Below are 22023 nucleotides of genomic sequence, written 5' to 3' on the forward strand. Positions count from 1 at the left end.
CCCCCAGTCATCCTCTTCCTCCCCCGTAACAGCACCTGCGCCTTCGGCCGTTGTGATGCGCCGCCCAGCCTTGGGTGAAGATTATGTTTTGCCATCGCAAATGCTCAGGTTTTAGCTATACCTGTAACTCCCCCCTACGCAATAAACCCAGGCCTTCTGACAGGAGTTACAGCATGAAGCCAGCAGTAATGATGGGCACACTGTGCATTGCCACTCTCGCACTGGTGGGTTGTTCCAGCAAAACCGTTGCTCCCGATGAGTATTCCGGGTTTCTCAAGGACTACAGCCAACTCAAGGAGGCCAAGTCACCCTCCGGTGCTGAGGTAATGCGTTGGATCGACCCCAAAGCCGACATCAATAAATTCACCAGCGTCTATATCGAACCGACCCAGCTCTATCCACAGCCGCAACCGACCACAAAGATTCCACAGCAGACTCTCAACGGCATCACCAGCTACTACGATCAGGCACTCAAACGTGAAATCGGCAAGTCTTTGCCATTGGCCAACGGGCCAGGCCCCGGTGTGATGGTGGTGCGTGCGGCGATCACCGCCGTCAGCAGCAAGACCGAAGGCCTCAAACCCTATGAAGTGATCCCTGTTGCGCTGCTGGCTGCGGCTGTCAGCACAGCCAGCGGCATTCGTGATCAGGAAACCACCCTGGCCACCGAGGCGGTGTTCCTTGATGGCGGCAACAACAAAGTGGTTGCTCAGGTAGTACGCAAAGGCACCGGCAAGCCGCTGGCAAACGAATCGCAGGTGATGAAGGCTGATGACGTGAAAAACGTGATCGATGGCTGGGCGTCGGATCTGAACCAGTCTTATCTCAAGCTCAAGTCCAAATAAGCCAATGCTGCAGGCGTTGCCTCAGGCGTGATCTGAGGCAATGCCTAAGGGCTTGGGATCCGAGACTCAAGCACCGACGCCACAACTGACAAACGTCATCGCCGGCAAAAGTGCCGCCGCCAATAGCCATGCATGCATTCTCATTTTCTTCGCCATGACGTCACGATTCTCTGGTGTGCATTGTCGATGCCGGCACGCCTGTGCCGCTGATAAGAAATCCTGTTTTTACCAAAGCCTTCAGGACACCTTCGATTGAAGCTAGCAGCTAATCGGGGCTTGGCCAGCGCAGGGCGGGTGGGGCTGTAGATATTTACACCCTGTCAGGTTTGACAGTTGTTGGAATGGGAGGGTGGGTGTTTGATTGTTGGGCGACGCGCAAGATTATTTGGCTTGTGTGCAGACCAGCAACGGGAAGGCAAATATGGCAACGGGAACGGTGAAGTGGTTTAACGATTCAAAGGGGTTTGGCTTTATCACGCCGGATGACGGCGGGGAGGATCTTTTTGCGCATTTCTCTGCGATTCAAAGTGCAGGGTTCAAATCGCTTCAAGAGGGTCAAAAAGTTTCGTTCGAGGTAGCGCAAGGCCCCAAAGGCAAACAAGCTGAAAACATACAGCTCATCTGAACAGCAACTTTTTTTGGAGCTGCCGCGGGCTGCGATCTTTTGATCTTGATTTTTAGATGCAAGATCAAAAGATCGTAGCCTCCTATCACTCGACAGCTCCTACAGTTGAGCGCGTTGCGGGGGCGGTCAGGACTTCTTGGCCTGCTCGCGAACGCGTTCCTCCTGCTCCCGCAGTTCCGGAGTGAATTCGGTGCCGAAATCCTCGGCGGAAAATATCTGGCGAATCTCGATATCAGAGTCCGTGCCCGGCATCGGGTTGGGGCAACGCTTGACCCATTCGATGGCTTCTTCTTTCGACTTCACGTCCCAGATCCAGTAACCGGCCACCAGCTCTTTGGTTTCGATGAAGGGGCCGTCGATTACCGTGCGTTTATCACCCGAGAATTGCACGCGGGCGCCTTTGCTGCTCGGGTGCAGGCCGTCTGCCGCGACCAGGATGCCGGCCCTGACCAGTTCTTCGTTGAAATTGCCCATGGCGGTAAGCAGTTCTTCGCTGGGCATGATGCCGGCCTCGGAATCGGCGCTGGCTTTTACGAGGATCATGAATCGCATAGTGGTAACTCCGTGGAGTGTGGGGGATTCACTGCTTAGTCGAATGGGCACATCACGAATCGACAGGGACTCTAAATAAATGATGCAGACCCGAAGTCCGCGAAGATCCCGCAGGACTTGCAGTTGTATGCAGTTTTGCGTTTCGGTACATGACAATTTCGGTCAAAGCATAGGTTGTCGAACAATTTCGTGGTTAACTTCGGCCCTTGCGTGATTTTCTAAAACAACGTTCAGAAGGACTCAAGTCATGGCTCAAGTCACCCTTAAAGGCAATCCGGTTCAAGTCAACGGCCAGTTGCCACAAGCCGGTTCCAAGGCGCCAGCCTTTTCTCTGGTTGCCGGCAATCTGTCCGACGTCACCCTGAAAGACTTTGCCGGCAAGCGCAAAGTGCTGAACATCTTCCCAAGCGTCGACACCCCGACCTGCGCGACCTCCGTGCGTAAGTTCAACGCTCAGGCCAACGACATCAGCAACACCGTGGTGCTGTGCATTTCGGCTGACCTGCCGTTCGCTCAGGCGCGTTTCTGCGGCGCTGAAGGTCTGGACAACGTACAGAACCTGTCGACCCTGCGCGGTGCCGAGTTCATCGAGAATTACGGTGTGGCCATTGCTGACGGCCCGCTGAAAGGCCTGACCGCCCGTGCCGTTGTGGTGCTGGACGAAAACGACAACGTCCTGCACAGCGAATTAGTCAAGGAAATCGCTGAAGAGCCTGATTACGAAGCGGCACTTGCCGTCTTGAAGTAAGTGTTCTGAAACAAGCGCTTTACAATTGTTAACGGCCTGGCCCTGTCCAGGCCGTTTTCATTTGTGTATCAGTGTTTTGCCTCACACACCTTGAAACGTAAGTTGAAGGTAAATAGCCGGTAAAGCTGCTTTGCTTAATCCCCATCAGTGCTTATCGTTCAGCCTCCCGTAAAAGAAGCCCACGCGCCCAATGGTTAATCACTCCATGCAATCGTCCCCACGCAACTCCCGTCGCTGGCTGATCAGCCTGCTTGTCTTGTTGGTTATCGCCGTCCTGTGCTGGAAATTCTGGCCTGCCGGTTCAGCCCAGAAAGAGGGCGCCGACAAGGCAGCGGCCGGGCATGCCGGGCGTTCGGGGATGATGCGACCGGGCTTCGGTGGCGGCACCGGGCCGATTCCGGTGCGGGTGGCGCCGGCCGTCACGGGCGACTTCCCGCTGTATTACAAGGCGCTGGGCACCGTGACTGCACTCAACACCATCAACGTGCGCAGCCGGGTGGGTGGTGAGCTGGTCAAGATCAATTTCGAAGAGGGGCAGATGGTCAAGGCTGGCGACTTGCTGGCAGAGATCGATCCGCGCCCGTACCAGAACGCCTTGCTTCAAGCTGAAGGCACCTTGTTGCAGAATCAGGCGCAACTGAAAAACGCACAGGTCGATGTCGAGCGTTATCGCGGGCTGTACAAGGAAGACAGCATCGCCAAACAGACCCTGGACACCGCCGAAGCGCTGGTCGGCCAGTATCTGGGCACGGTCAAGACCAATCAGGCGGCGGTCAACGACGCCAAGCTCAATCTCGAATTCACCAGGATCCGCGCGCCGATTGCCGGTCGCGTCGGTCTGCGTCAGGTCGACGTGGGCAACCTTGTAACGGCCAATGACACCACGTTCATCGCGGTGATCACCCAGACCCAGCCGATCAGCGTTGCATTTACCCTGCCGGAAAACAGCCTCGAAACCGTGCTCGCCCGCTATCGCAGCGGCGCCAAACTGCCGGCCGAAGCCTGGGATCGTGGCGACAGCAAACTGCAAGCGACCGGTGTGCTGCAAAGTCTCGACAACCAGATCGATGTGGCCACCGGCACATTGAAATTCAAGGCGCGTTACGAAAACCGCGATCAGTCGCTGTTCCCCAATCAGTTCGTCAACGTACACCTGCTGGCCGACACCCTCAAAGGCGTGGTGCTGGCACCGTCCGCCGCCATTCAGTTCGGCACCAACGGCACTTTTGTCTACGCGCTTGAAGGCGACAAGAAAGTCACCATCCGCCCGTTGAAGATCGGCGCCAGTGACGGCGAGAACACTGTAATCACCGAGGGCTTGGCCGCCGGCGATCGCGTGGTGCTGGAAGGCACCGACCGCCTCAAGGAAGGCAGCGAAGTGGAAGTGGTCAACGACAGCAACCAGGTGCCAACCACGCCGACCGAACACCTGCAAGGCAAGTCCGCCGCCACCCCGACTGACGCCGCTGTCACCGACAAGGCCAAGAAGGGCGCATGAACATTTCGCGGCTGTTCATCCTCCGTCCGGTAGCCACCACCCTGAGCATGCTGGCCATTATCCTGGCCGGCCTGATCGCTTATCGCTTGTTGCCAGTGTCGGCGTTGCCTCAGGTTGATTACCCGACCATCCGCGTCATGACCCTGTATCCCGGCGCCAGCCCGGACGTGATGACCAGTGCCGTGACCGCGCCCCTTGAGCGCCAGTTCGGGCAGATGCCGGGCCTGACGCAAATGGCCTCGACCAGTTCCGGCGGTGCTTCGGTACTGACCCTGCGGTTCAGCCTCGACATCAACATGGACGTCGCCGAGCAACAGGTGCAAGCCGCGATCAACGCCGCGACCAATCTGTTGCCGACCGATTTGCCGGCGCCGCCGGTGTACAACAAGGTCAACCCGGCGGATACCCCGGTGCTGACCTTGGCCATCACTTCGAAAACCATGCTCCTGCCCAAGCTCAATGATCTGGTCGATACGCGCATGGCGCAGAAAATCGCCCAGATCAGTGGCGTCGGCATGGTCAGCATTGCCGGCGGCCAGCGTCAGGCCGTGCGGATCAAGGTCAACCCGGAGGCCCTGGCCGCCAACAGCCTGAACCTGTCGGATGTGCGCACGTTGATCAGCGCCTCCAACGTCAACCAGCCGAAGGGTAACTTCGACGGCCCGACGCGGGTGTCGATGCTCGACGCCAACGATCAACTGACGTCGCCCAAGGACTACGCCAACCTGATCCTCGCCTACAAGAATGGCGCACCGCTGCGGCTCAAGGATGTCGCGGAGATCGTCGACGGTGCCGAGAACGAACGCCTTGCCGCGTGGGCCAACCAGAATCAGGCGGTTTTGCTCAACATTCAGCGTCAACCTGGCGCCAACGTGATTGAAGTGGTCGATCGGATCAAGGCCTTGCTGCCGAGCATCACCGACAACCTGCCGGCCGGTCTTGATGTCACCGTGCTGACCGACCGCACCCAGACCATTCGTGCCTCGGTCACCGACGTGCAGCACGAGTTGCTGATCGCCATCGCGCTGGTGGTGATGGTGACCTTCCTGTTCCTGCGCCGTTTCAGCGCGACGATCATTCCTTCCGTGGCGGTGCCGCTGTCGCTGATCGGCACCTTCGGCGTGATGTACCTCGCCGGGTTCTCGGTCAACAACCTGACCCTGATGGCGTTGACCATCGCCACCGGTTTTGTGGTCGACGATGCCATCGTGATGCTGGAAAACATCTCGCGCTTCATCGAGGAGGGCGACAGTCCGATGCAAGCGGCGCTCAAGGGCGCCAGACAGATCGGCTTCACCCTGATTTCCCTGACCCTGTCGCTGATTGCGGTGCTGATCCCGCTGCTGTTCATGGCCGATGTGGTCGGGCGCCTGTTCCGCGAATTCGCCATTACGCTGGCAGTGGCGATCCTGATTTCCCTCGTGGTGTCGCTGACCCTGACGCCAATGATGTGCGCGCGTCTGCTCAAGCGCGAACCCGAAGAGCACGAACAGGGCCGTTTCTACCGGGCCAGCGGCGCGTGCATCGACTGGATGATTGCGAAATATGGTCGCGGTTTGCAGTGGGTACTCAAGCATCAGCCGCTGACCCTGCTGGTAGCCATTGGCACACTGGCGCTGACCGTGTTCCTTTATATGGTCGTGCCAAAAGGCTTCTTCCCGGTGCAAGACACCGGGGTGATTCAGGGCATTTCCGAAGCGCCGCAGTCGATTTCCTTCGCCGCCATGGGCGAGCGTCAGCAGGCGTTGGCCAAGGTCATTCTTGAAGACCCGGCAGTGCAAAGCCTGTCGTCCTACATCGGCGTCGATGGTGACAACGCCACGCTCAACAGCGGCCGCCTGCTGATCAATCTCAAGCCCCATGGCGAGCGTGATCTCAGCGCCACCGAGGTGATCGCGAGACTGCAACCGCAACTGGACAAACTGGTCGGCATTCGTCTGTACATGCAACCGGTGCAGGACCTGACCATCGAAGACCGCGTCAGCCGTACTCAATACCAGTTCAGCATGTCGTCGCCGGATTCAGAACTGCTCAGCCAGTGGAGCGGGCGGTTGGTCGAAGCGCTGGCACAGCGCCCGGAACTGACCGACGTCGCCAGTGATTTGCAGGACAAGGGCTTGCAGGTGTATCTGGTGATCGACCGCGATGCGGCCTCGCGCCTCGGCGTTTCGGTGGCGAACATCACCGATGCGCTGTACGACGCCTTCGGTCAGCGGCAGATTTCGACCATCTACACCCAGGCCAGCCAGTACCGCGTGGTGCTGCAGGCGCAGGCGGGGGAAAGAATCGGCCCGCAGGCGCTGGATCAGATTCACGTCAAGACCACTGACGGCGCGCAGGTGCGCCTGTCGAGTCTGGCCCGTGTCGAGGAACGCCAGGCGCAACTGGCGATCACTCATATCGGTCAGTTCCCGGCGGTGATGATGTCGTTCAACCTCGCACCGGGCGTGGCGCTGGGGCATGCGGTGGACGTCATCGAACAAGTGCAGAAAGACATCGGCATGCCGGTCGGCGTGCAGACCCAGTTCCAGGGCGCGGCCGAAGCTTTTCAAGCGTCGCTGTCGAGCACCTTGCTGCTGATTCTGGCGGCGGTGGTGACCATGTACATCGTGCTCGGCGTGCTTTACGAGAGCTACATCCACCCGATCACCATTCTCTCGACTCTGCCATCGGCGGCGGTTGGCGCGTTGCTGGCATTGCTGCTCAGCGGCAATGACCTGGGCATGATCGCGATCATCGGCATCATTCTCTTGATCGGTATCGTCAAGAAAAACGCGATCATGATGATCGACTTCGCCCTCGACGCTGAACGCAACCAGGGCATGGCGCCGGAGGAGGCGATCTATCAAGCGGCCCTGCTGCGTTTCCGGCCGATTCTGATGACCACGTTGGCCGCGCTGTTCGGCGCGGTGCCATTGATGCTGGCCACCGGTTCCGGGGCTGAGTTGCGTCAACCGTTGGGTCTGGTGATGGTTGGCGGGTTGTTGATGAGTCAGGTGTTGACGCTGTTTACCACGCCGGTGATTTACCTGTACTTCGACCGTTTGGGCCGTCGCTTTGGCAAAACCAATGCCGACACCGAAGAGGTGGTGGTATGACGCAGCGCAAAACCTGTAGGCGTGAGCCTGCTCGCCATGAGGCCGGCACCTGCAACATCCATGCGAACAGATACACCGCTATCGCGAGCAGGCTCACTCCTCCAGGGGAGTGGTGTGAATTCGGAGATTGCGGTCAATGAACCTCTCCGGTCCTTTCATCAAGCGCCCGGTAGCAACCATGCTCCTGAGCCTGGCGATCATGCTGTTGGGCGGTGTCAGCTTCGGTCTGCTGCCGGTTTCACCGTTGCCGCAGATGGACTTCCCGGTGATCGTCGTGCAGGCGAGCCTGCCTGGCGCCAGCCCGGAGGTCATGGCCTCCACGGTGGCCACGCCGCTGGAGCGTTCGTTCGGTGCCATTGCCGGCGTCAACACCATGAGCAGCCGCTCCAGTCAGGGTTCAACCCGGGTCATTCTGCAATTCGACCTCGACCGTGACATCAACGGCGCGGCGCGGGAAGTGCAGGCGGCGATCAACGCTTCGCGCAACCTGCTGCCGAGCGGGATGCGCAGCATGCCGACCTACAAGAAGGTCAACCCGTCGCAGGCGCCAATCATGGTGCTGTCGTTGACTTCGGATGTGCTGGAAAAAGGTCAGCTCTACGACTTGGCGTCGACCATCCTGTCGCAGAGTCTGTCGCAGGTTCAGGGTGTCGGTGAGGTGCAGATCGGCGGCAGTTCGTTGCCGGCCGTGCGTATCGAACTCGAACCGCAGGCCCTGAACCAGTACGGCGTGGCGCTCGATGATGTGCGCAAGACCATCGCCGATGCCAACGTGCGCCGGCCCAAGGGCTCGGTCGAGGACGGCCAGCGCTTGTGGCAGATCCAGGCCAACGACCAGTTGGAGAAAGCCAAGGATTATGAATCGCTGATCATCCATTACGCCGACGGTGCCGCGTTGCGCCTGAAGGACGTGGCCAAGGTCAGCGACGGCGTCGAAGACCGCTACAACAGCGGTTTCTTCAACGACGACGCGGCGGTGCTGCTGGTGATCAACCGCCAGGCCGGGGCCAACATTATCGAGACGGTCAACGAGATCAAGGCGCAACTGCCTGCGCTGCAAGCGGTGCTGCCGGCCAGCGTGAAGCTGAATCTGGCGATGGACCGTTCGCCGGTGATCAAGGCAACGTTGCACGAAGCCGAGATGACCCTGTTGATCGCCGTGGCACTGGTAATTCTGGTGGTGTTCCTGTTTCTCGGTAACTTCCGCGCCTCGCTGATTCCGACATTGGCGGTGCCGGTGTCGCTGGTCGGTACTTTCGCGGTGATGTACCTCTATGGCTTCTCACTGAACAACCTGTCACTGATGGCGCTGATTCTCGCCACCGGTCTGGTGGTGGACGACGCCATCGTGGTGCTGGAGAACATTTCGCGGCACATCGACGAAGGCGTCAAACCGATGCAGGCCGCGTATCTGGGGGCCAAGGAAGTCGGGTTTACCTTGTTATCGATGAACGTCTCGCTGGTCGCAGTGTTCCTGTCGATTCTGTTTATGGGCGGGATTGTCGAGAGTTTGTTCCGCGAATTCTCCATCACGCTGGCTGCGGCCATTGTGGTCTCGCTGGTGGTTTCGCTGACGCTGACGCCGATGCTCTGCGCCCGCTGGCTCAAGCCGCATACGCCGGGGCAGGAAAACCGTCTGCAACGCTGGAGTCGCAAGACCAACGACTGGATGGTGGCCAAGTACGCCACCAGCCTCGACTGGGTGCTGCGTCACCGCCGCCTGACGTTGCTCAGCCTGTTCATCACCGTTGGCGTCAACGTCGCGCTCTATGTGGTGGTACCGAAGACTTTCATGCCGCAGCAGGATACCGGCCAGTTGATCGGTTTCGTGCGCGGAGACGACGGCCTGTCGTTCAGCGTGATGCAGCCGAAAATGGAAACCTTCCGCCGCGCCGTGCTCAAGGACGAGGCGGTGGAAAGCGTCGCCGGGTTCATCGGCGGCACCAACGGCACCAACAACGCCTTCATGCTGGTACGTCTGAAGCCGATCAAGGACCGCCAGTTGTCGGCACAGAAAGTCATCGAGCGCCTGCGCAAGGAAATGCCTAAGGTGGCCGGCGCACAATTGATGCTGATGGCCGACCAGGATCTGCAGTTTGGCGGTGGTCGCGAGCAGACCACTTCGCAGTACAGCTACATCCTGCAAAGCGGTGATCTTGGCGAGTTGCGTGAGTGGTACCCGAAAGTGGTCGCCGCGTTGCGGGCGTTGCCGGAGTTGACGGCCATTGATGCCCGTGAAGGCAAAGGCGCGCAGCAGGTGACTTTGATTGTCGACCGCGATCAGGCCAAGCGTCTGGGGGTGGACATGAGCATGGTGACTGCGGTGCTGAACAACGCTTACAGCCAGCGGCAGATTTCAACGATCTACGACAGCCTGAACCAGTACCAAGTGGTGATGGAGGTCAATCCGAAATACGCCCAGGATCCGATTACCCTCAAGCAAGTCCAGGTGATCACCGCCGACGGCGCACGGATTCCGCTATCGACCATCGCTCACTATGAGAGCAGCCTGGAGGACGATCGCGTCAGCCACGAAGGCCAGTTCGCCTCGGAAGATATTTCTTTCGACATGGCTGAAGGCGTGACGGTAGAGCAGGGCAGTGCCGCCATCGAGCGGGCGATTGCCAAGCTCGGCTTGCCGGAAGACGTGATCGCGAAAATGGCCGGTACTGCCGATGCGTTCGCCGCGACCCAGAAGAGCCAGCCGTTCATGATTCTTGGCGCGCTGTTGGCGGTGTATCTGGTGTTGGGCGTGCTGTATGAAAGCTACATTCATCCGCTGACGATTCTGTCGACGCTGCCGTCGGCCGGTGTCGGCGCATTGCTGTCGATCTATGCATTGGGCGGCGAATTCAGCCTGATCTCGTTACTCGGGCTGTTCCTGCTGATCGGGGTGGTGAAGAAAAACGCGATCCTGATGATCGACCTCGCACTGCAACTGGAACGGCATCAGGGCATGTCGCCGCTGGAATCGATCCGCAGTGCCTGCCTGCAACGTCTGCGCCCCATTCTGATGACCACATTGGCGGCCATCCTCGGTGCCTTGCCGTTGCTGCTCAGCCGGGCGGAAGGCGCGGAAATGCGCCAGCCATTGGGCCTGACCATCATCGGCGGACTGGTTTTCAGCCAGGTGCTGACGCTTTACACCACCCCGGTGGTCTACCTCTATCTCGACAAGCTTCGCCATCGTTTCAACAAATGGCGTGGCGTGCGTACTGACGCTGCTCTGGAAACTCCGCTATGACTGACCGTTCGCTTTTCAATCTGGCCACTGTTCGCGGCTCGCGTCTGTTGAGCCTGTCGCTGTGCGTGGCAATGCTCAGTGCCTGCGCCGTCGGCCCGGACTACCAGCGCCCGCAGACGGCTGAAATTCCTCAATACAAGGAAGCTGAAGGCTGGCGTCAAGCTAACCCGAGCGATTCGCTGGCGCGTGGCGCGTGGTGGGAGTTGTATGGCGATCAGCAACTCAACGGGCTGATCGAAAAACTCAACAGCTCCAACCAGACCGTCGCCCAGTCGGAAGCCCAGTTTCGACAGGCGCAGGCCCTCGTCCGCAGTGCGCGCGGGGCGTTCTACCCAAGCGTCGACCTGAGCGTGGGAAAAACCCGCTCCAGCCAAGGCACCGGCAGCAGCAGTTCGAGTTTGAGCAGTTCTTCCAGCGGCATTCGCGACACCTACAGCGCGGAGTTGGGCGTGAGTTGGGAAGCCGATGTCTGGGGCAAGTTGCGTCGCGGTCTTGAGGCCGATCAGGCTAGCGCACAGGCGAGTTTCGCCGATCTGGCCGCGATGCGTTTGAGTCAGCAATCGGAGCTGGTGCAGAACTACCTGCAACTGCGGGTGATCGATCAGCAGAAGCGTTTACTCGAAGCGACGGTTGCGGCGTATGAGCGCTCGCTGAAAATGACCCAGAACCAATACCGCGCGGGTGTTTCCGGGCGTGACGCGGTGGCGCAGGCGCAGACGCAACTGAAAAGCACCCAGGCTGATCTGGTCGATCTGATCTGGCAGCGCGCGCAATTCGAGAATGCCATTGCCGTGCTGACCGGTCAGGCGCCAGCGGACTTCAATCTCGCCGAAACCCAGACCATCCCGAACCTGCCGCAGGTGCCGTTGAGCCTGCCGTCGCAGTTGCTGGAGCGCCGTCCGGACATCGCCTCGGCCGAGCGCTCGGTGATCGCCGCCAACGCCAATATCGGTGTGGCCAAAGCGGCGTACTACCCTGATCTGTCCCTGAGCCTGAGCGGCGGTTACAGCAGCAGTACCTCACAAAACCTGATCAGTTTGCCGAACCGCTTCTGGTCCGTCGGACCAAAACTGGCCTTGCCGCTGTTCGACGGCGGTATCCGTTCGGCGGAAGTTGACCGCACTGAAGCGGTGTACGACCAGACGGTCGCCAAGTACCGGCAGACCGTGCTCGACGGTTTCCGCGAAGTAGAAAACTATCTGGTGCAGCTCAAGGTGTATGAGGATGAAGCGGCGGTACGCCAGGAAGCCCTCGATGCTGCCCGCGATTCCTTGCGCCTGACGGAAAACCAGTACAAGGCCGGGCTGATTGCCTACATCGACGTGGTCGTGGTGCAGGCCACGGCATTGAGTAATGAGCGCAGTGTGTTGACTATTCTGCAGAACCGTTTGATTGCCAGTGTGCAATTGATTGCCGCGCTGGGCGGCGGTTGGGATGGCCAGCTCGACGTGAGTGACAAACGCTAAGGCAACGCGAGCGCAAAAACTGTGGGAGCGAGTTGTCGTCAGCTCTGTCGCTGGATAGTCCCAATTCAGAGCATTGTCGGGCCATCAAACAAGCGTTTCATCGGACTGATGGCAATTTGATTACTTAGTCAGTGCGTTCTGCTGTGCAATCAGTACAATCGCCGCATTTGCCCGACCGAGAATGGACGCGATCCGGTTTGGGTAGTCGTGAGAATCCGCATGCTCATCGGTAGTTATTCCTCCACCCTGGTTTTCATTTCGTTGTGTGTAGCGATCCTCGCGTCCTACACCGCCCTCGACCTTACCGGACGCATTGCAACAGCCAAGGGCCGTGCCGTGCATTTCTGGACAGCCGGGGGCGCGTTCGCCATGGGTGTGGGTGTCTGGTCGATGCACTTCATCGGCATGCTCGCCTTCAAGTTGCCGATCTCTCTGGGCTACGACATCACGCTCACCGCGCTGTCGCTGTTGATCGCGGTACTGTCCTGCGGTTTTGCCTTGTGGCTGGTCAGTCAGCCGAAATTGCCGATTTTGCAGTTGGCTTTTGGCTCGCTGATCATGGGCGCCGGTATCAGTGCCATGCATTACACCGGCATGGCGGCGATGCGCATGACGCCCGGGATCGATTACGACCCGACGCTGTTTGGCGCCTCGTTACTGATTGCCATCGGTGCCTCGGCTGCGGCGTTGTGGATTGCTTTTCGCCTGCGCCAGCATTCGCCCTATGTACGCCTGATTCGCGCCGGTGCTGCGGTGATCATGGGCATCGCTATTGTCGGCATGCATTACACCGGCATGGCCGCTGCGCAATTTCCTGACGGCAGTTTCTGCGGCGCTGCGCTCAATGGTCTGAAGGGCAATGGTCTGGACAGCCTGGTGCTGATCACCACGCTAGCGGTGCTGACGATTGCCTTGTTGACCTCAATCCTCGATGCACGGCTTGAAGCGCGCACCGCCGATCTGGCGCACTCGTTGACGGTGGCCAACCGCGAACTCACGCAACTGGCGCTGCACGACACCCTGACCGGTTTGCCAAACCGCATGCTGCTCGACGACCGGATCAATCAGGCAATCAAGAAAGTCCAAGAGCAGGGCGGCTGTTTTGCCTTGATGTTCATTGATCTGGATGGCTTCAAACCAGTCAATGATGCTTTTGGCCATCACATGGGCGATCAACTGCTGCGCGAAGTCGGTGTGCGCTTGCGCGAAGATTTGCGCAGCCTCGACACGCTGGCACGCATCGGCGGCGATGAGTTTGTGTTGCTGGTGCGCCTGGCCGAGCCCGATGATGCATTGGGATTGGCTGCACGCCAGGTCAGCCTGATCGCGCAGCCGTTCCGCGTGGCCGAACATGACTTGCAGATATCCGCCAGCGTCGGCATTGCCCTGTATCCGGGCAATGGCCAGAACGCCCCGGAACTACTGATGAACGCCGACGCGGCGATGTATCACGCCAAGGGTGGCGGCAAGAACGGTTACAGCTTCTTCGATGCGTCGATGAACACCAACGCACGCAAACAGCTGCAACTGTTGCAGGACTTGCGCGCGGCACTGGAGCACAGCCAGTTCAGCCTGCATTACCAACCCAAGTTCGACGCCGCCAGCGGTCATCCGGTGGGCGCCGAAGCGTTGTTGCGCTGGCAACATCCGGTCCACGGCATGCTGATGCCGGACAAGTTTATCGATATGGCGGAGAAAACCGGCCTGATCATTCCAATCGGCGAGTGGGTGCTCAACGAAGCCTGCCGGCAGATGCGCGAGTGGTACGTGCTCGGCTACACCGACTGGCGTATCGCGGTGAACCTCTCGGCGTTGCAGTTCTGCCATGCCGGATTGGTCCGAAGTGTTGCCAAAGCCTTGGCTACGCACCATTTACCTGCGAATAGCCTGACCCTGGAAATCACCGAAACCACGGCAATGAGCGATGCCGATGCAAGCATGACGGTGTTGCAGGATTTGTCGGACATGGGTGTCGACCTGTCCATTGATGACTTCGGTACCGGTTACTCGAGCCTCATGTACCTCAAGCGTTTGCCGGCCAATGAGCTGAAGATCGACCGTGGGTTTGTGCGGGATCTGGAGCATGACAGTGACGATGCGGCCATCGTGTCGGCGATTGTTGCGTTGGGGCAGGCGCTGGGGCTGCGGATTGTGGCTGAAGGCGTGGAAACGGGTTCGCAGCAGGATTTCCTGACGCAATTGGGCTGTGATTCGCTGCAAGGGTATCTGCTGGGGTATCCGAAGCCGGCAGACAAGTTCATGCAGGACATTGTCAGTGCACAGTGCCTGCCGACAGTCTGATAAACCGCGCCATCAGCTCGCTCCCACATTTGAAATGCAATCCCCTGTGGGAGCGAGCTTGCTCGTGAAAGCGTCGGCCCAGTCAAAAACAGACCTCATGCAAAACCCGCCAATGGCGGTTATTCTTCCCCCCGACTGTTACGTGTGCATTCAGGGGAAAGGCCAGCATGGATAAAGTCATTGTGATCACCGGTGGCGGGCGCGGGATTGGCGCCGCTACGGCGCTGTTGGCCGCCGAGCAGGGCTATCGCATCTGCATCAACTACCAGTCAGACGAACAGGCCGCGCAAAGCGTGCTGGAGCAAGTCCGCGCGTTGGGCGCACAGGCCATCGCAGTACGCGCCGACGTCAGCATCGAAGACGAAGTGATCGCACTGTTTCAGCGGGTCGACACCGAGTTAGGGCGAGTCACCGCATTGGTGAACAACGCCGGCACTGTCGGGCAAAAGTCGCGAGTCGATGAGATGTCCGAATTCCGCATCTTGAAAATCATGAAAACCAATGTTCTGGCGCCGATCCTTTGCGCCAAGCACGCGATCCTGCGCATGTCGCCCAAGCATGGCGGGCAGGGCGGCAGTATCGTCAACGTGTCGTCGGTCGCATCGCGTCTGGGTTCGCCGAACGAGTATGTTGATTACGCCGCCTCCAAAGGCGCGCTCGACACGTTCACCATCGGTTTGTCCAAGGAAGTGGCGGGCGAGGGGATTCGCGTCAACGCGGTGCGTCCGGGTTACATCTACACCGATTTCCACGCCCTGAGTGGCGATCCTGATCGGGTCAGCAAGCTTGAGTCGGCGATTCCGATGGCCCGTGGCGGGCGCCCGGATGAAGTGGCGGAGGCGATTATCTGGTTGTTGTCGGACAAGGCTTCCTATGCCACCGGGACGTTTGTTGATCTGGGTGGTGGGCGGTAAAAGAAGCAAGATCAAAAGATCGCAGCCTTCGGCAGCTCCTACACAGGATTAGGCGTTTCCCTGTAGGAGCTGCCGAAGGCTGCGATCTTTTTGCTGTCAGAACGACCGCACAATCCGCCCCAACGTCTCCATCGCCTTTTCCGAATCCTCGGTCCACGGGCTGCCGTAGTTCAAGCGAATACAGTTGCGGAACCGCTGAGTCGGCGAAAAGATCGGCCCTGGCGCAATGCTGATGCCCTGCGCCAGCGCCATCTGAAACAGCTTCAACGAATCCATCTGCGGTGGCAGTTCCAGCCACAAGAAGTAGCCGCCCGCCGGTTGGCTGACCCGCGTCTGCGCCGGGAAGTAACGGGCAATCGCCGCGAGCATCGCACTTTGCTGTTCTTCCAGCGCATAACGCAATTTGCGCAGATGCCGATCGTAGCCGCCGTGTTGCAGGTAGTCGGCAATCGCCGCTTGCGCCGGCATCGAGGCACAGAGTGAGGTCATCAGTTTCAGCCGTTCGATCTTCTGCGCGTAACGCCCGGCGGCGACCCAGCCGATGCGATAGCCGGGGGCCAGGCTTTTGGCGAATGAGCCGCAATGCATCACCAACCCTTCGGTGTCGAAGGCCTTGGCCGGTTTCGGCGCTTGCTGGCCGTAATAGAGTTCGGCGTAGACATCGTCTTCAATCAGCGGCACCTGATGGCGGCGCAGCAGTTCGACCAGTTCCTGCTTCTTGGCCTCGGGCATGGTCGCGCCCATCGGGTTCTGAAAACTGGTCATGCACCAGCAGGCCTTGATCGGGTGGCGCTCGAGTGTCTGGGCGAGTACGCCGAGGTCGATGCCATCGCGCGGATGTACGGGGATTTCCACCGCTTTGAGTTTCAGCCGTTCCAGCACTTGCAGGCTGGCGTAGAACGCCGGGGCTTCGATGGCGACCAGATCGCCCGGTTCGGTTACGGCTTGCAGGCACAGGTTCAGCGCTTCGAGGGCGCCATTGGTGATCAGCAGTTCTTCCATCGGCAGCATCAGCCCGCCGACCATATAGCGCAGGGCAATCTGCCGGCGCAGTTGCGGGTTGCCCGGCGACATGTCGGTGACCACCATGCGCGGGTCCATCTCCCGAGCGGCGCTGGCCAGCGAGCGAGACAGGCGTTGCAGCGGGAACAGGGTCGGGCTGGGGAACGCCGAACCGAACGGTACGGTGCTGGGATCCTTGATCGATTCCAGGACCGAGAACACCAGTTCGCTGACGTCAACCTCAGTCGAATCGTTTACGTGGCTACTGATCACCGGCTCCGAGAACGGGCTCGGCGCGTGGGTGTTGACGAAGTAACCCGAGCGCGGGCGCGCTCGGATCAGGCCGCGGCGTTCCAGCAAGTAATAAGCCTGGAACACCGTGGACGGGCTGACGCCGTAGGTCTGGCTGGCGTAGCGCACCGAGGGCACGCGCTGGCCGGGGCCAAGGACGCCGGAGCGGATCAGTTCAGCGATGTCGTCGGCGAATTTTTCGTAGCGTTTCATCGAGGAGCCTTGGTGCTTGTTGATTGTGTGGGGTGTCAGGGAACTGCCCCTCACCCTAGCCCTCTCCCGGAGGGAGAGGGGACTGATTGGGGGATGCTGGCGAAGTACACCGACCTGAAATTGTTTTGCTGAATCCATAATCGACTCGGTTTTTCAGGTCGATGTAGGGCACAAGACAGCTCGGTCGGCCCCTTCTCCCCCCGGGAGAGGGCTGGGGTGAGGGGAAACGATTCTAACGGCTCAGCGATTCATCGGCGCCACAAACCTGCTCTTCGCCACGCTGTAAACCTCAGGCTCATCGCTGTCGGCAATCTTGAAGCTCAAGGTCTGCGAGCTGCTGCTCGGCCGATCTGTGGTCATCGCCACCGACACCGGCACATCGACAATCTCACCCGCTGCCAGGCTCAGTTCGGTCTTGCCTTGCAACTGGAAGCCGTCGCCGTCCACCAGAGTCAGGTTGTAGTTCTGACGCTGCTGGGTCTTGTTGATGACTTTCAGCGAATAGATGTTTTCGATCTGGCCCTGACCGTTTTCACGGAACAGCCCGCGATCCTTGGTCACGTCCAGCGACACCATGGGACGTTCGATCAGGGCCAGGGCCAGCGCGCCGATCATTGCCAGCAACACCGCAACGTAACCGATCAGCCGTGGGCGCAGCAGATGAGTCTTGCCACCCTGCAATTCGCGCTCGGAACTGTAGCGGATCAAACCGCGTGGGTAGTTCATCTTGTCCATGATCGAATCACAGGCGTCGATGCACGCCGCGCAACCAATGCACTCCATCTGCAAACCGTCGCGGATGTCGATGCCGGTCGGGCACACCTGCACGCACAACTGGCAGTCGATGCAATCGCCCAGCCCGGCCTCAACCGGTTTCAGATCACGCTTGCGCGGGCCACGGTTTTCGCCGCGGGCCACGTCGTAGGCAATCGTCAGGGTGTCCTTGTCGAACATCACGCTCTGGAACCGCGCATATGGACACATGTGCATGCACACCGCTTCACGTAGCCAACCGGCATTAATGTAGGTGGCGGCGGTGAAGAAAAGCACCCAGAACAGGCTGATCCCGCCGATTTGCAGGGTCAGCAGTTCTTCGGCCAGTGGCCGGATCGGGGTGAAGTAGCCGACGAAGGTCAGCCCCGTCATGACGCTGATCGCCAGCCATAGCGTGTGTTTGGCGGCGCGGCGCGCGAGTTTGTTCAGGCTCCAGGGCGCCGCTTGCAGTTTGATTCGCTGGTTGCGCTCGCCTTCGGTGATTTTCTCGCACCACATGAAAATCCACGTCCACGAACTCTGCGGGCAGGTGTACCCGCACCAGACGCGCCCGGCGAACACGGTGATGGCGAACAGGCCGAACGCGGCAATGATCAACAAGGCCGAGAGCAGGATGAAATCCTGTGGCCAAAAGGTTGCACCAAAGATGTGGAATTTGCTCTCCGACAGATCCCATAACACGGCCTGACGACCGCCCCAGTTCAACCACACCGTGCCGAAGAACAGCAAAAACAGAAACCCCGCGCCGCTGATGCGCAGGCTACGAAACAGGCCGGTGAAGCTGCGGGTGTGGATCTGGTTGTCGCTGGATTTGGCCGTCGCCTTCATTGGGCGTGCGGGCACCTTCTTTATATGAGGAGCTATCGTTGGCGTTGCTTCTACGGTTCGGACGGGGATTTGTTCGCTCATGGTCGTTCGCTCATCAGCCTCCATCAGGCCGATGCACTATGAGCGCCGATCTGTTTGCATAACAGACTCAGCTATTTTAATAAAAAGCGGATCAGATGGTATCGGGCTCAGACCCTGCGACAACTTGAAGCAGCCCACAGACAAGGGCGCAAACGCCTATCCCAGACGTTTGCGTGGGCTGTTGACCAGGGTCAGTCAAATCACCGAATCACTCTCTTCTGCCTTCAGGTGCTTACGCCCGTCTTTGGCGCCGGCGACGGTCAATGCGTCGGCTTCTGCTTCGGTGATGTAAATGCGCTGGCCTTCGATTTCCACGGCCGACATGGATTTTTCACTGTCGGTGATCACTGTCACGTCTTCGCACAAGCGGATCTGCTCGCCGTTTTCAACGGTGAAAAAGCAGGTCTGGTTTTCAATTCGAACGGTCATGTTGGCTGTCCTTTTTTCAGGGGTGTCTGAAACGTTAGGGCGCACGCATCGCTGATCGTTCTGCGCAACTGATTAATGGTCGCCGCTGTCCATCTTCTATAAGCCTCTTGGAAGGACTGCAGGATGAACGCGTGGTGGCATGAAGTGTGGGTAACCCTGCAAGCGGAATTTGCCGACATCGGCGATGCCTCGCAACTGACGCGGATTACCGTGCGCCTGTTGATGGCGGCGGTGCTGGGCGGGATTCTCGGGTTTGAGCGCGAACACAAGGGCAAGGCAGCCGGAGTGCGCACCCATATGCTGGTGGCACTGGGGGCGGCGCTGTTTGTGCTGGTGCCGCAGACTTCGGGAGCCGAGTCGGACGCGATGAGTCGGGTGTTGCAGGGGGTGATTGCCGGGGTTGGTTTCCTTTGCGCCGGCACCATTCTGAAAAACCAGGAAGGCGATCAAGGCCACGTCAAAGGCCTGACCACTGCCGCCGGGCTGTGGATGACGGCGGCGATTGGTGTGGCGGCGGGGTTGGGCAGGGAGGCGACGGCGTTGCTCAGCACTTTTCTCGCGCTTGGCATTTTCAGCGTGATGCCACGGATCGTGAAGCTTTTCGAAAAAGAAGAAGAGAAGACTGATGACCACTGATCATTCCTGCGCCTAATGATCGTTCCCACGCAGAGCGTGGGAACGATCAGCAAGAGTAACGCGAGCTTAAAGGATGACCGGTGGCATGGTCGTCGGTGGCTCCTCCTTCGGTGGCGGCGTGGTGCCGGGCGGTTCCTGCTCGGGAATCGGTTGAGGTTCGGTCTCGGGAATCGTCGGGTTGTCGATGTTCGGATCAGGGGTTTCAGCCGGGATCGGGATGTTCATCAGATAGACCTCCGTGTGGCACATGGCGTGAGAAGTGCTTAAGTGAGTTGACCACCTCTCGGCGAATTCGATCCGCTTTTTCACCCAGGCAAATTTCGCTGAACTTTTCCCGGCGCCGGCTGCTCGGAACCTAAGTGAGTTCATTGCGGGGCAGGCGCTTCGTTGCGAAAACTGATCCGCTACAAGAGCGTCCTTTGGGCGTTAAGGAGAGATGCTCAATGACTGCTGAAAAACCCTCAGAGCTGAGCTACAACCCCCACATGCCGCTGTCGCAGGCATTGCTGTTACCACGCATTGTCATCGAAAACACCATGCCGACCCTCGATGGCGGGCAGTTCGCCGTGAAGTCGATTGCCGGACGCGACGTGGTCGTCACCAGCAAGGTATTTGCCGACGGTCACGACAAACTGGCGGTGCGCATTCGCTGGCGTGAGGAGGGTGAAGACACCTGGCAAAGCGAGGTCATGGCCGATCAGGGCAATAACGGCTGGAAAGGTCAGTTCCGCCCTGAGCATCAGGGTCGTTTTCTGTACTGCATCGAAGCGTGGATCGATCATTTCGCCAGTTTCCAGTACGAACTGGAAAAGAAACACACCGCCGCCGTGCCCGTCTCGCTGGAACTGCAAGAAGGCCGAACCATGGTGCAACAGGCCGCCGAGCGCAGCGAAGGTCAGCTCAGCGAACAACTCGCCGCCCTGCATCACGAACTGTCCGGCCTGCTCGAAACCGAGCAGGTGGCGCTGTTTCTGCACTCGCGCAGTGCGCAATTGATGGCCCAGGCCGATCACCGCGCTTATCTGAGCGTGAGCCCCGAGTTCCCCATGGACGTCGAACGTGAGCTGGCTGAATTCGCCAGCTGGTACGAACTGTTTCCGCGCTCGATCACCGACGATCCCAACCGTCACGGCACCTTTAACGACGTGCATTCGCGGTTGCCAATGATTCAGGACATGGGTTTCGACGTGTTGTACTTCACGCCGATCCACCCGATCGGCCGCGCCCACCGCAAGGGTCGCAATAATTCCCTCACCGCAGGTCCCGATGATCCGGGCAGTCCTTATGCCATCGGTAGCGAGGAGGGCGGCCACGAGGCGATTCACTCGCAACTCGGTACCCGCGAAGACTTCCGCCGTTTGGTGGCTGCCGCCGCCGACCATGGTTTGGAAATCGCCCTCGATTTCGCCATTCAGTGTTCTCAGGATCACCCGTGGCTCAAGCAGCATCCCGGCTGGTTCAACTGGCGCCCCGACGGCACGATCAAATACGCCGAGAACCCGCCGAAGAAATATCAGGACATCGTCAATGTCGATTTCTATGCGCCGGACGCGATCCCGAGCCTGTGGGTCGAGCTGCGTGACATTGTTGTCGGCTGGGTCGAAGAGGGCGTGAAGATTTTTCGCGTCGATAATCCGCACACCAAGCCGCTGCCGTTCTGGCAATGGCTGATTGCCGATGTGCGGGCGCTGCATCCGGAAGTGATCTTCCTCGCCGAAGCGTTCACCACGCCGGCGATGATGGCGCGGCTCGGCAAGGTCGGTTACACGCAGAGCTACACCTATTTCACCTGGCGCAATACCAAATCCGAACTGGCCGCGTATTTCACCGAACTCAACGAATCGCCGTGGCGTGAATGCTACCGGCCGAATTTCTTCGTCAATACGCCGGACATCAACCCGGCGTTCCTGCATGAGTCCGGGCGCGCGGGTTTTCTCATTCGCGCGGCGCTGGCGACCATGGGTTCGGGCCTGTGGGGCATGTATTCCGGTTATGAACTGTGCGAAGCGGCGCCGGTGCCGGGCAAGGAGGAATACCTCGATTCGGAGAAATACGAGATCCGCGTCCGCGATTTCACCGCACCCGGCAACATCATTGCCGAGATCGCTCAACTCAACCGCATCCGTCGACAGAACCCTGCGTTGCACACGCATCTGGGCCTGACGATCTACAACGCCTGGAACGACAACATTCTGTATTTCGGCAAGCGCAGCGCGGATGGCAGCAACTTCATTCTGGTGGCGGTGAACCTTGATCCGCATAACGTGCAGGAAGCGAATTTCGAACTGCCGTTGTGGGAAATGGGCCTGCCCGATGACGCGACTACCCACGGTGAGGATTTGATGAGCGGGCATCGCTGGGACTGGCACGGCAAGTATCAGTTCATGCGTATTGATCCGGGTCATCAACCGTTCGGGATCTGGCGGATCACCGCCGCCTGAAGCTGACAATCAAATCTGTGGTTAGAAATGAATTCAC

At 59.3% G+C, this 22023-nt stretch carries 16 protein-coding genes; 11 read left to right on the forward strand and 5 right to left on the reverse strand.

From position 1 onward, the window contains the following. Positions 1-173 precede the first annotated feature (173 nt). Positions 174-845, forward strand: coding sequence for a DUF3313 domain-containing protein (locus ACIOVB_RS04005; RefSeq protein ID WP_401265024.1), 672 nt, complete (start codon positions 174-176; stop codon positions 843-845). 421 nt (positions 846-1266) lie between these two features. Next, complete coding sequence (locus ACIOVB_RS04010; RefSeq protein ID WP_401265082.1) at positions 1267-1470, forward strand: cold-shock protein; 204 nt, start codon at positions 1267-1269, stop codon at positions 1468-1470. A 126-nt stretch (positions 1471-1596) separates the two neighbouring features. On the opposite strand, the gene ACIOVB_RS04015 is transcribed toward ACIOVB_RS04010, so the two are convergent. Continuing rightward, positions 1597-2022, reverse strand: coding sequence for a YciI family protein (locus ACIOVB_RS04015; protein WP_401265027.1), 426 nt, complete (start codon positions 2020-2022; stop codon positions 1597-1599). A 247-nt stretch (positions 2023-2269) separates the two neighbouring features. Between ACIOVB_RS04015 and tpx the strand changes: the two genes are divergently transcribed. The 7 genes from tpx (at position 2270) to ACIOVB_RS04050 (ending at position 15291) form a co-directional block, all read left to right on the forward strand. Beyond that, positions 2270-2770 carry a thiol peroxidase gene (gene tpx / locus ACIOVB_RS04020; protein WP_187678297.1) on the forward strand — a complete coding sequence of 167 codons (501 nt, stop codon included), beginning with the start codon at positions 2270-2272 and terminating at the stop codon, positions 2768-2770. Between the two features lie 190 nt (positions 2771-2960). Further along, positions 2961-4268, forward strand: a complete 1308-nt coding sequence (locus ACIOVB_RS04025) for an MdtA/MuxA family multidrug efflux RND transporter periplasmic adaptor subunit (RefSeq protein ID WP_401265030.1) — start codon at positions 2961-2963, stop codon at positions 4266-4268. After that, positions 4265-7366 (forward strand): MdtB/MuxB family multidrug efflux RND transporter permease subunit, encoded by a 3102-nt coding sequence (locus ACIOVB_RS04030; protein WP_401265033.1) that lies wholly within the window; start codon positions 4265-4267, stop codon positions 7364-7366. The genes ACIOVB_RS04025 and ACIOVB_RS04030 overlap by 4 nt, the downstream gene beginning before the upstream one ends. Positions 7367-7502: 136 nt before the next feature. Beyond that, positions 7503-10610 (forward strand): efflux RND transporter permease subunit, encoded by a 3108-nt coding sequence (locus ACIOVB_RS04035; protein ID WP_401265036.1) that lies wholly within the window; start codon positions 7503-7505, stop codon positions 10608-10610. Next, positions 10607-12076: an efflux transporter outer membrane subunit gene (locus tag ACIOVB_RS04040; protein WP_401265039.1), complete on the forward strand. Its 1470-nt coding sequence runs from the start codon at positions 10607-10609 to the stop codon at positions 12074-12076. Before ACIOVB_RS04035 ends, ACIOVB_RS04040 begins: the two co-directional genes overlap by 4 nt. Positions 12077-12295: 219 nt before the next feature. Continuing rightward, entirely contained in the window at positions 12296-14377 is a 2082-nt protein-coding gene (locus ACIOVB_RS04045) for a putative bifunctional diguanylate cyclase/phosphodiesterase (RefSeq protein ID WP_401265041.1), read from the forward strand. 167 nt (positions 14378-14544) lie between these two features. Continuing rightward, the gene (locus tag ACIOVB_RS04050) at positions 14545-15291 is read left to right on the forward strand and encodes an SDR family oxidoreductase (RefSeq protein ID WP_401265044.1); all 747 of its coding nucleotides are present in this window, start codon (positions 14545-14547) and stop codon (positions 15289-15291) included. A 96-nt stretch (positions 15292-15387) separates the two neighbouring features. Here ACIOVB_RS04050 and mapR read toward each other — a convergent pair whose 3' ends face one another. From mapR to ACIOVB_RS04065, 3 genes are all read right to left on the reverse strand, one after another. Further along, entirely contained in the window at positions 15388-16797 is a 1410-nt protein-coding gene (mapR, locus tag ACIOVB_RS04055) for a GntR family transcriptional regulator MpaR (RefSeq protein ID WP_008087199.1), read from the reverse strand. Positions 16798-17037: 240 nt separating this feature from the next. Further along, positions 17038-18480 (reverse strand): cytochrome c oxidase accessory protein CcoG, encoded by a 1443-nt coding sequence (ccoG, locus tag ACIOVB_RS04060; protein WP_401265046.1) that lies wholly within the window; start codon positions 18478-18480, stop codon positions 17038-17040. A 195-nt stretch (positions 18481-18675) separates the two neighbouring features. Beyond that, positions 18676-18909: a DUF3203 family protein gene (locus ACIOVB_RS04065; RefSeq protein WP_401265049.1), complete on the reverse strand. Its 234-nt coding sequence runs from the start codon at positions 18907-18909 to the stop codon at positions 18676-18678. A 123-nt stretch (positions 18910-19032) separates the two neighbouring features. On the opposite strand from ACIOVB_RS04065, the gene ACIOVB_RS04070 reads away from it, so the two are divergent. Beyond that, positions 19033-19545 (forward strand): MgtC/SapB family protein, encoded by a 513-nt coding sequence (locus ACIOVB_RS04070; protein ID WP_401265051.1) that lies wholly within the window; start codon positions 19033-19035, stop codon positions 19543-19545. Positions 19546-19611: 66 nt separating this feature from the next. On the opposite strand, the gene ACIOVB_RS04075 is transcribed toward ACIOVB_RS04070, so the two are convergent. Continuing rightward, a complete protein-coding gene (locus tag ACIOVB_RS04075; RefSeq protein ID WP_401265054.1) occupies positions 19612-19770 on the reverse strand; it encodes a hypothetical protein in 159 nt (52 codons plus the stop codon). 218 nt (positions 19771-19988) lie between these two features. Between ACIOVB_RS04075 and ACIOVB_RS04080 the strand changes: the two genes are divergently transcribed. After that, positions 19989-21986 carry an alpha-1,4-glucan--maltose-1-phosphate maltosyltransferase gene (locus ACIOVB_RS04080; protein WP_187678308.1) on the forward strand — a complete coding sequence of 666 codons (1998 nt, stop codon included), beginning with the start codon at positions 19989-19991 and terminating at the stop codon, positions 21984-21986. The last annotated feature ends 37 nt before the right edge of the window (positions 21987-22023 follow it).

The organism is Pseudomonas sp. NPDC087639, from assembly GCF_044743385.1.
Classification (GTDB): domain Bacteria; phylum Pseudomonadota; class Gammaproteobacteria; order Pseudomonadales; family Pseudomonadaceae; genus Aquipseudomonas.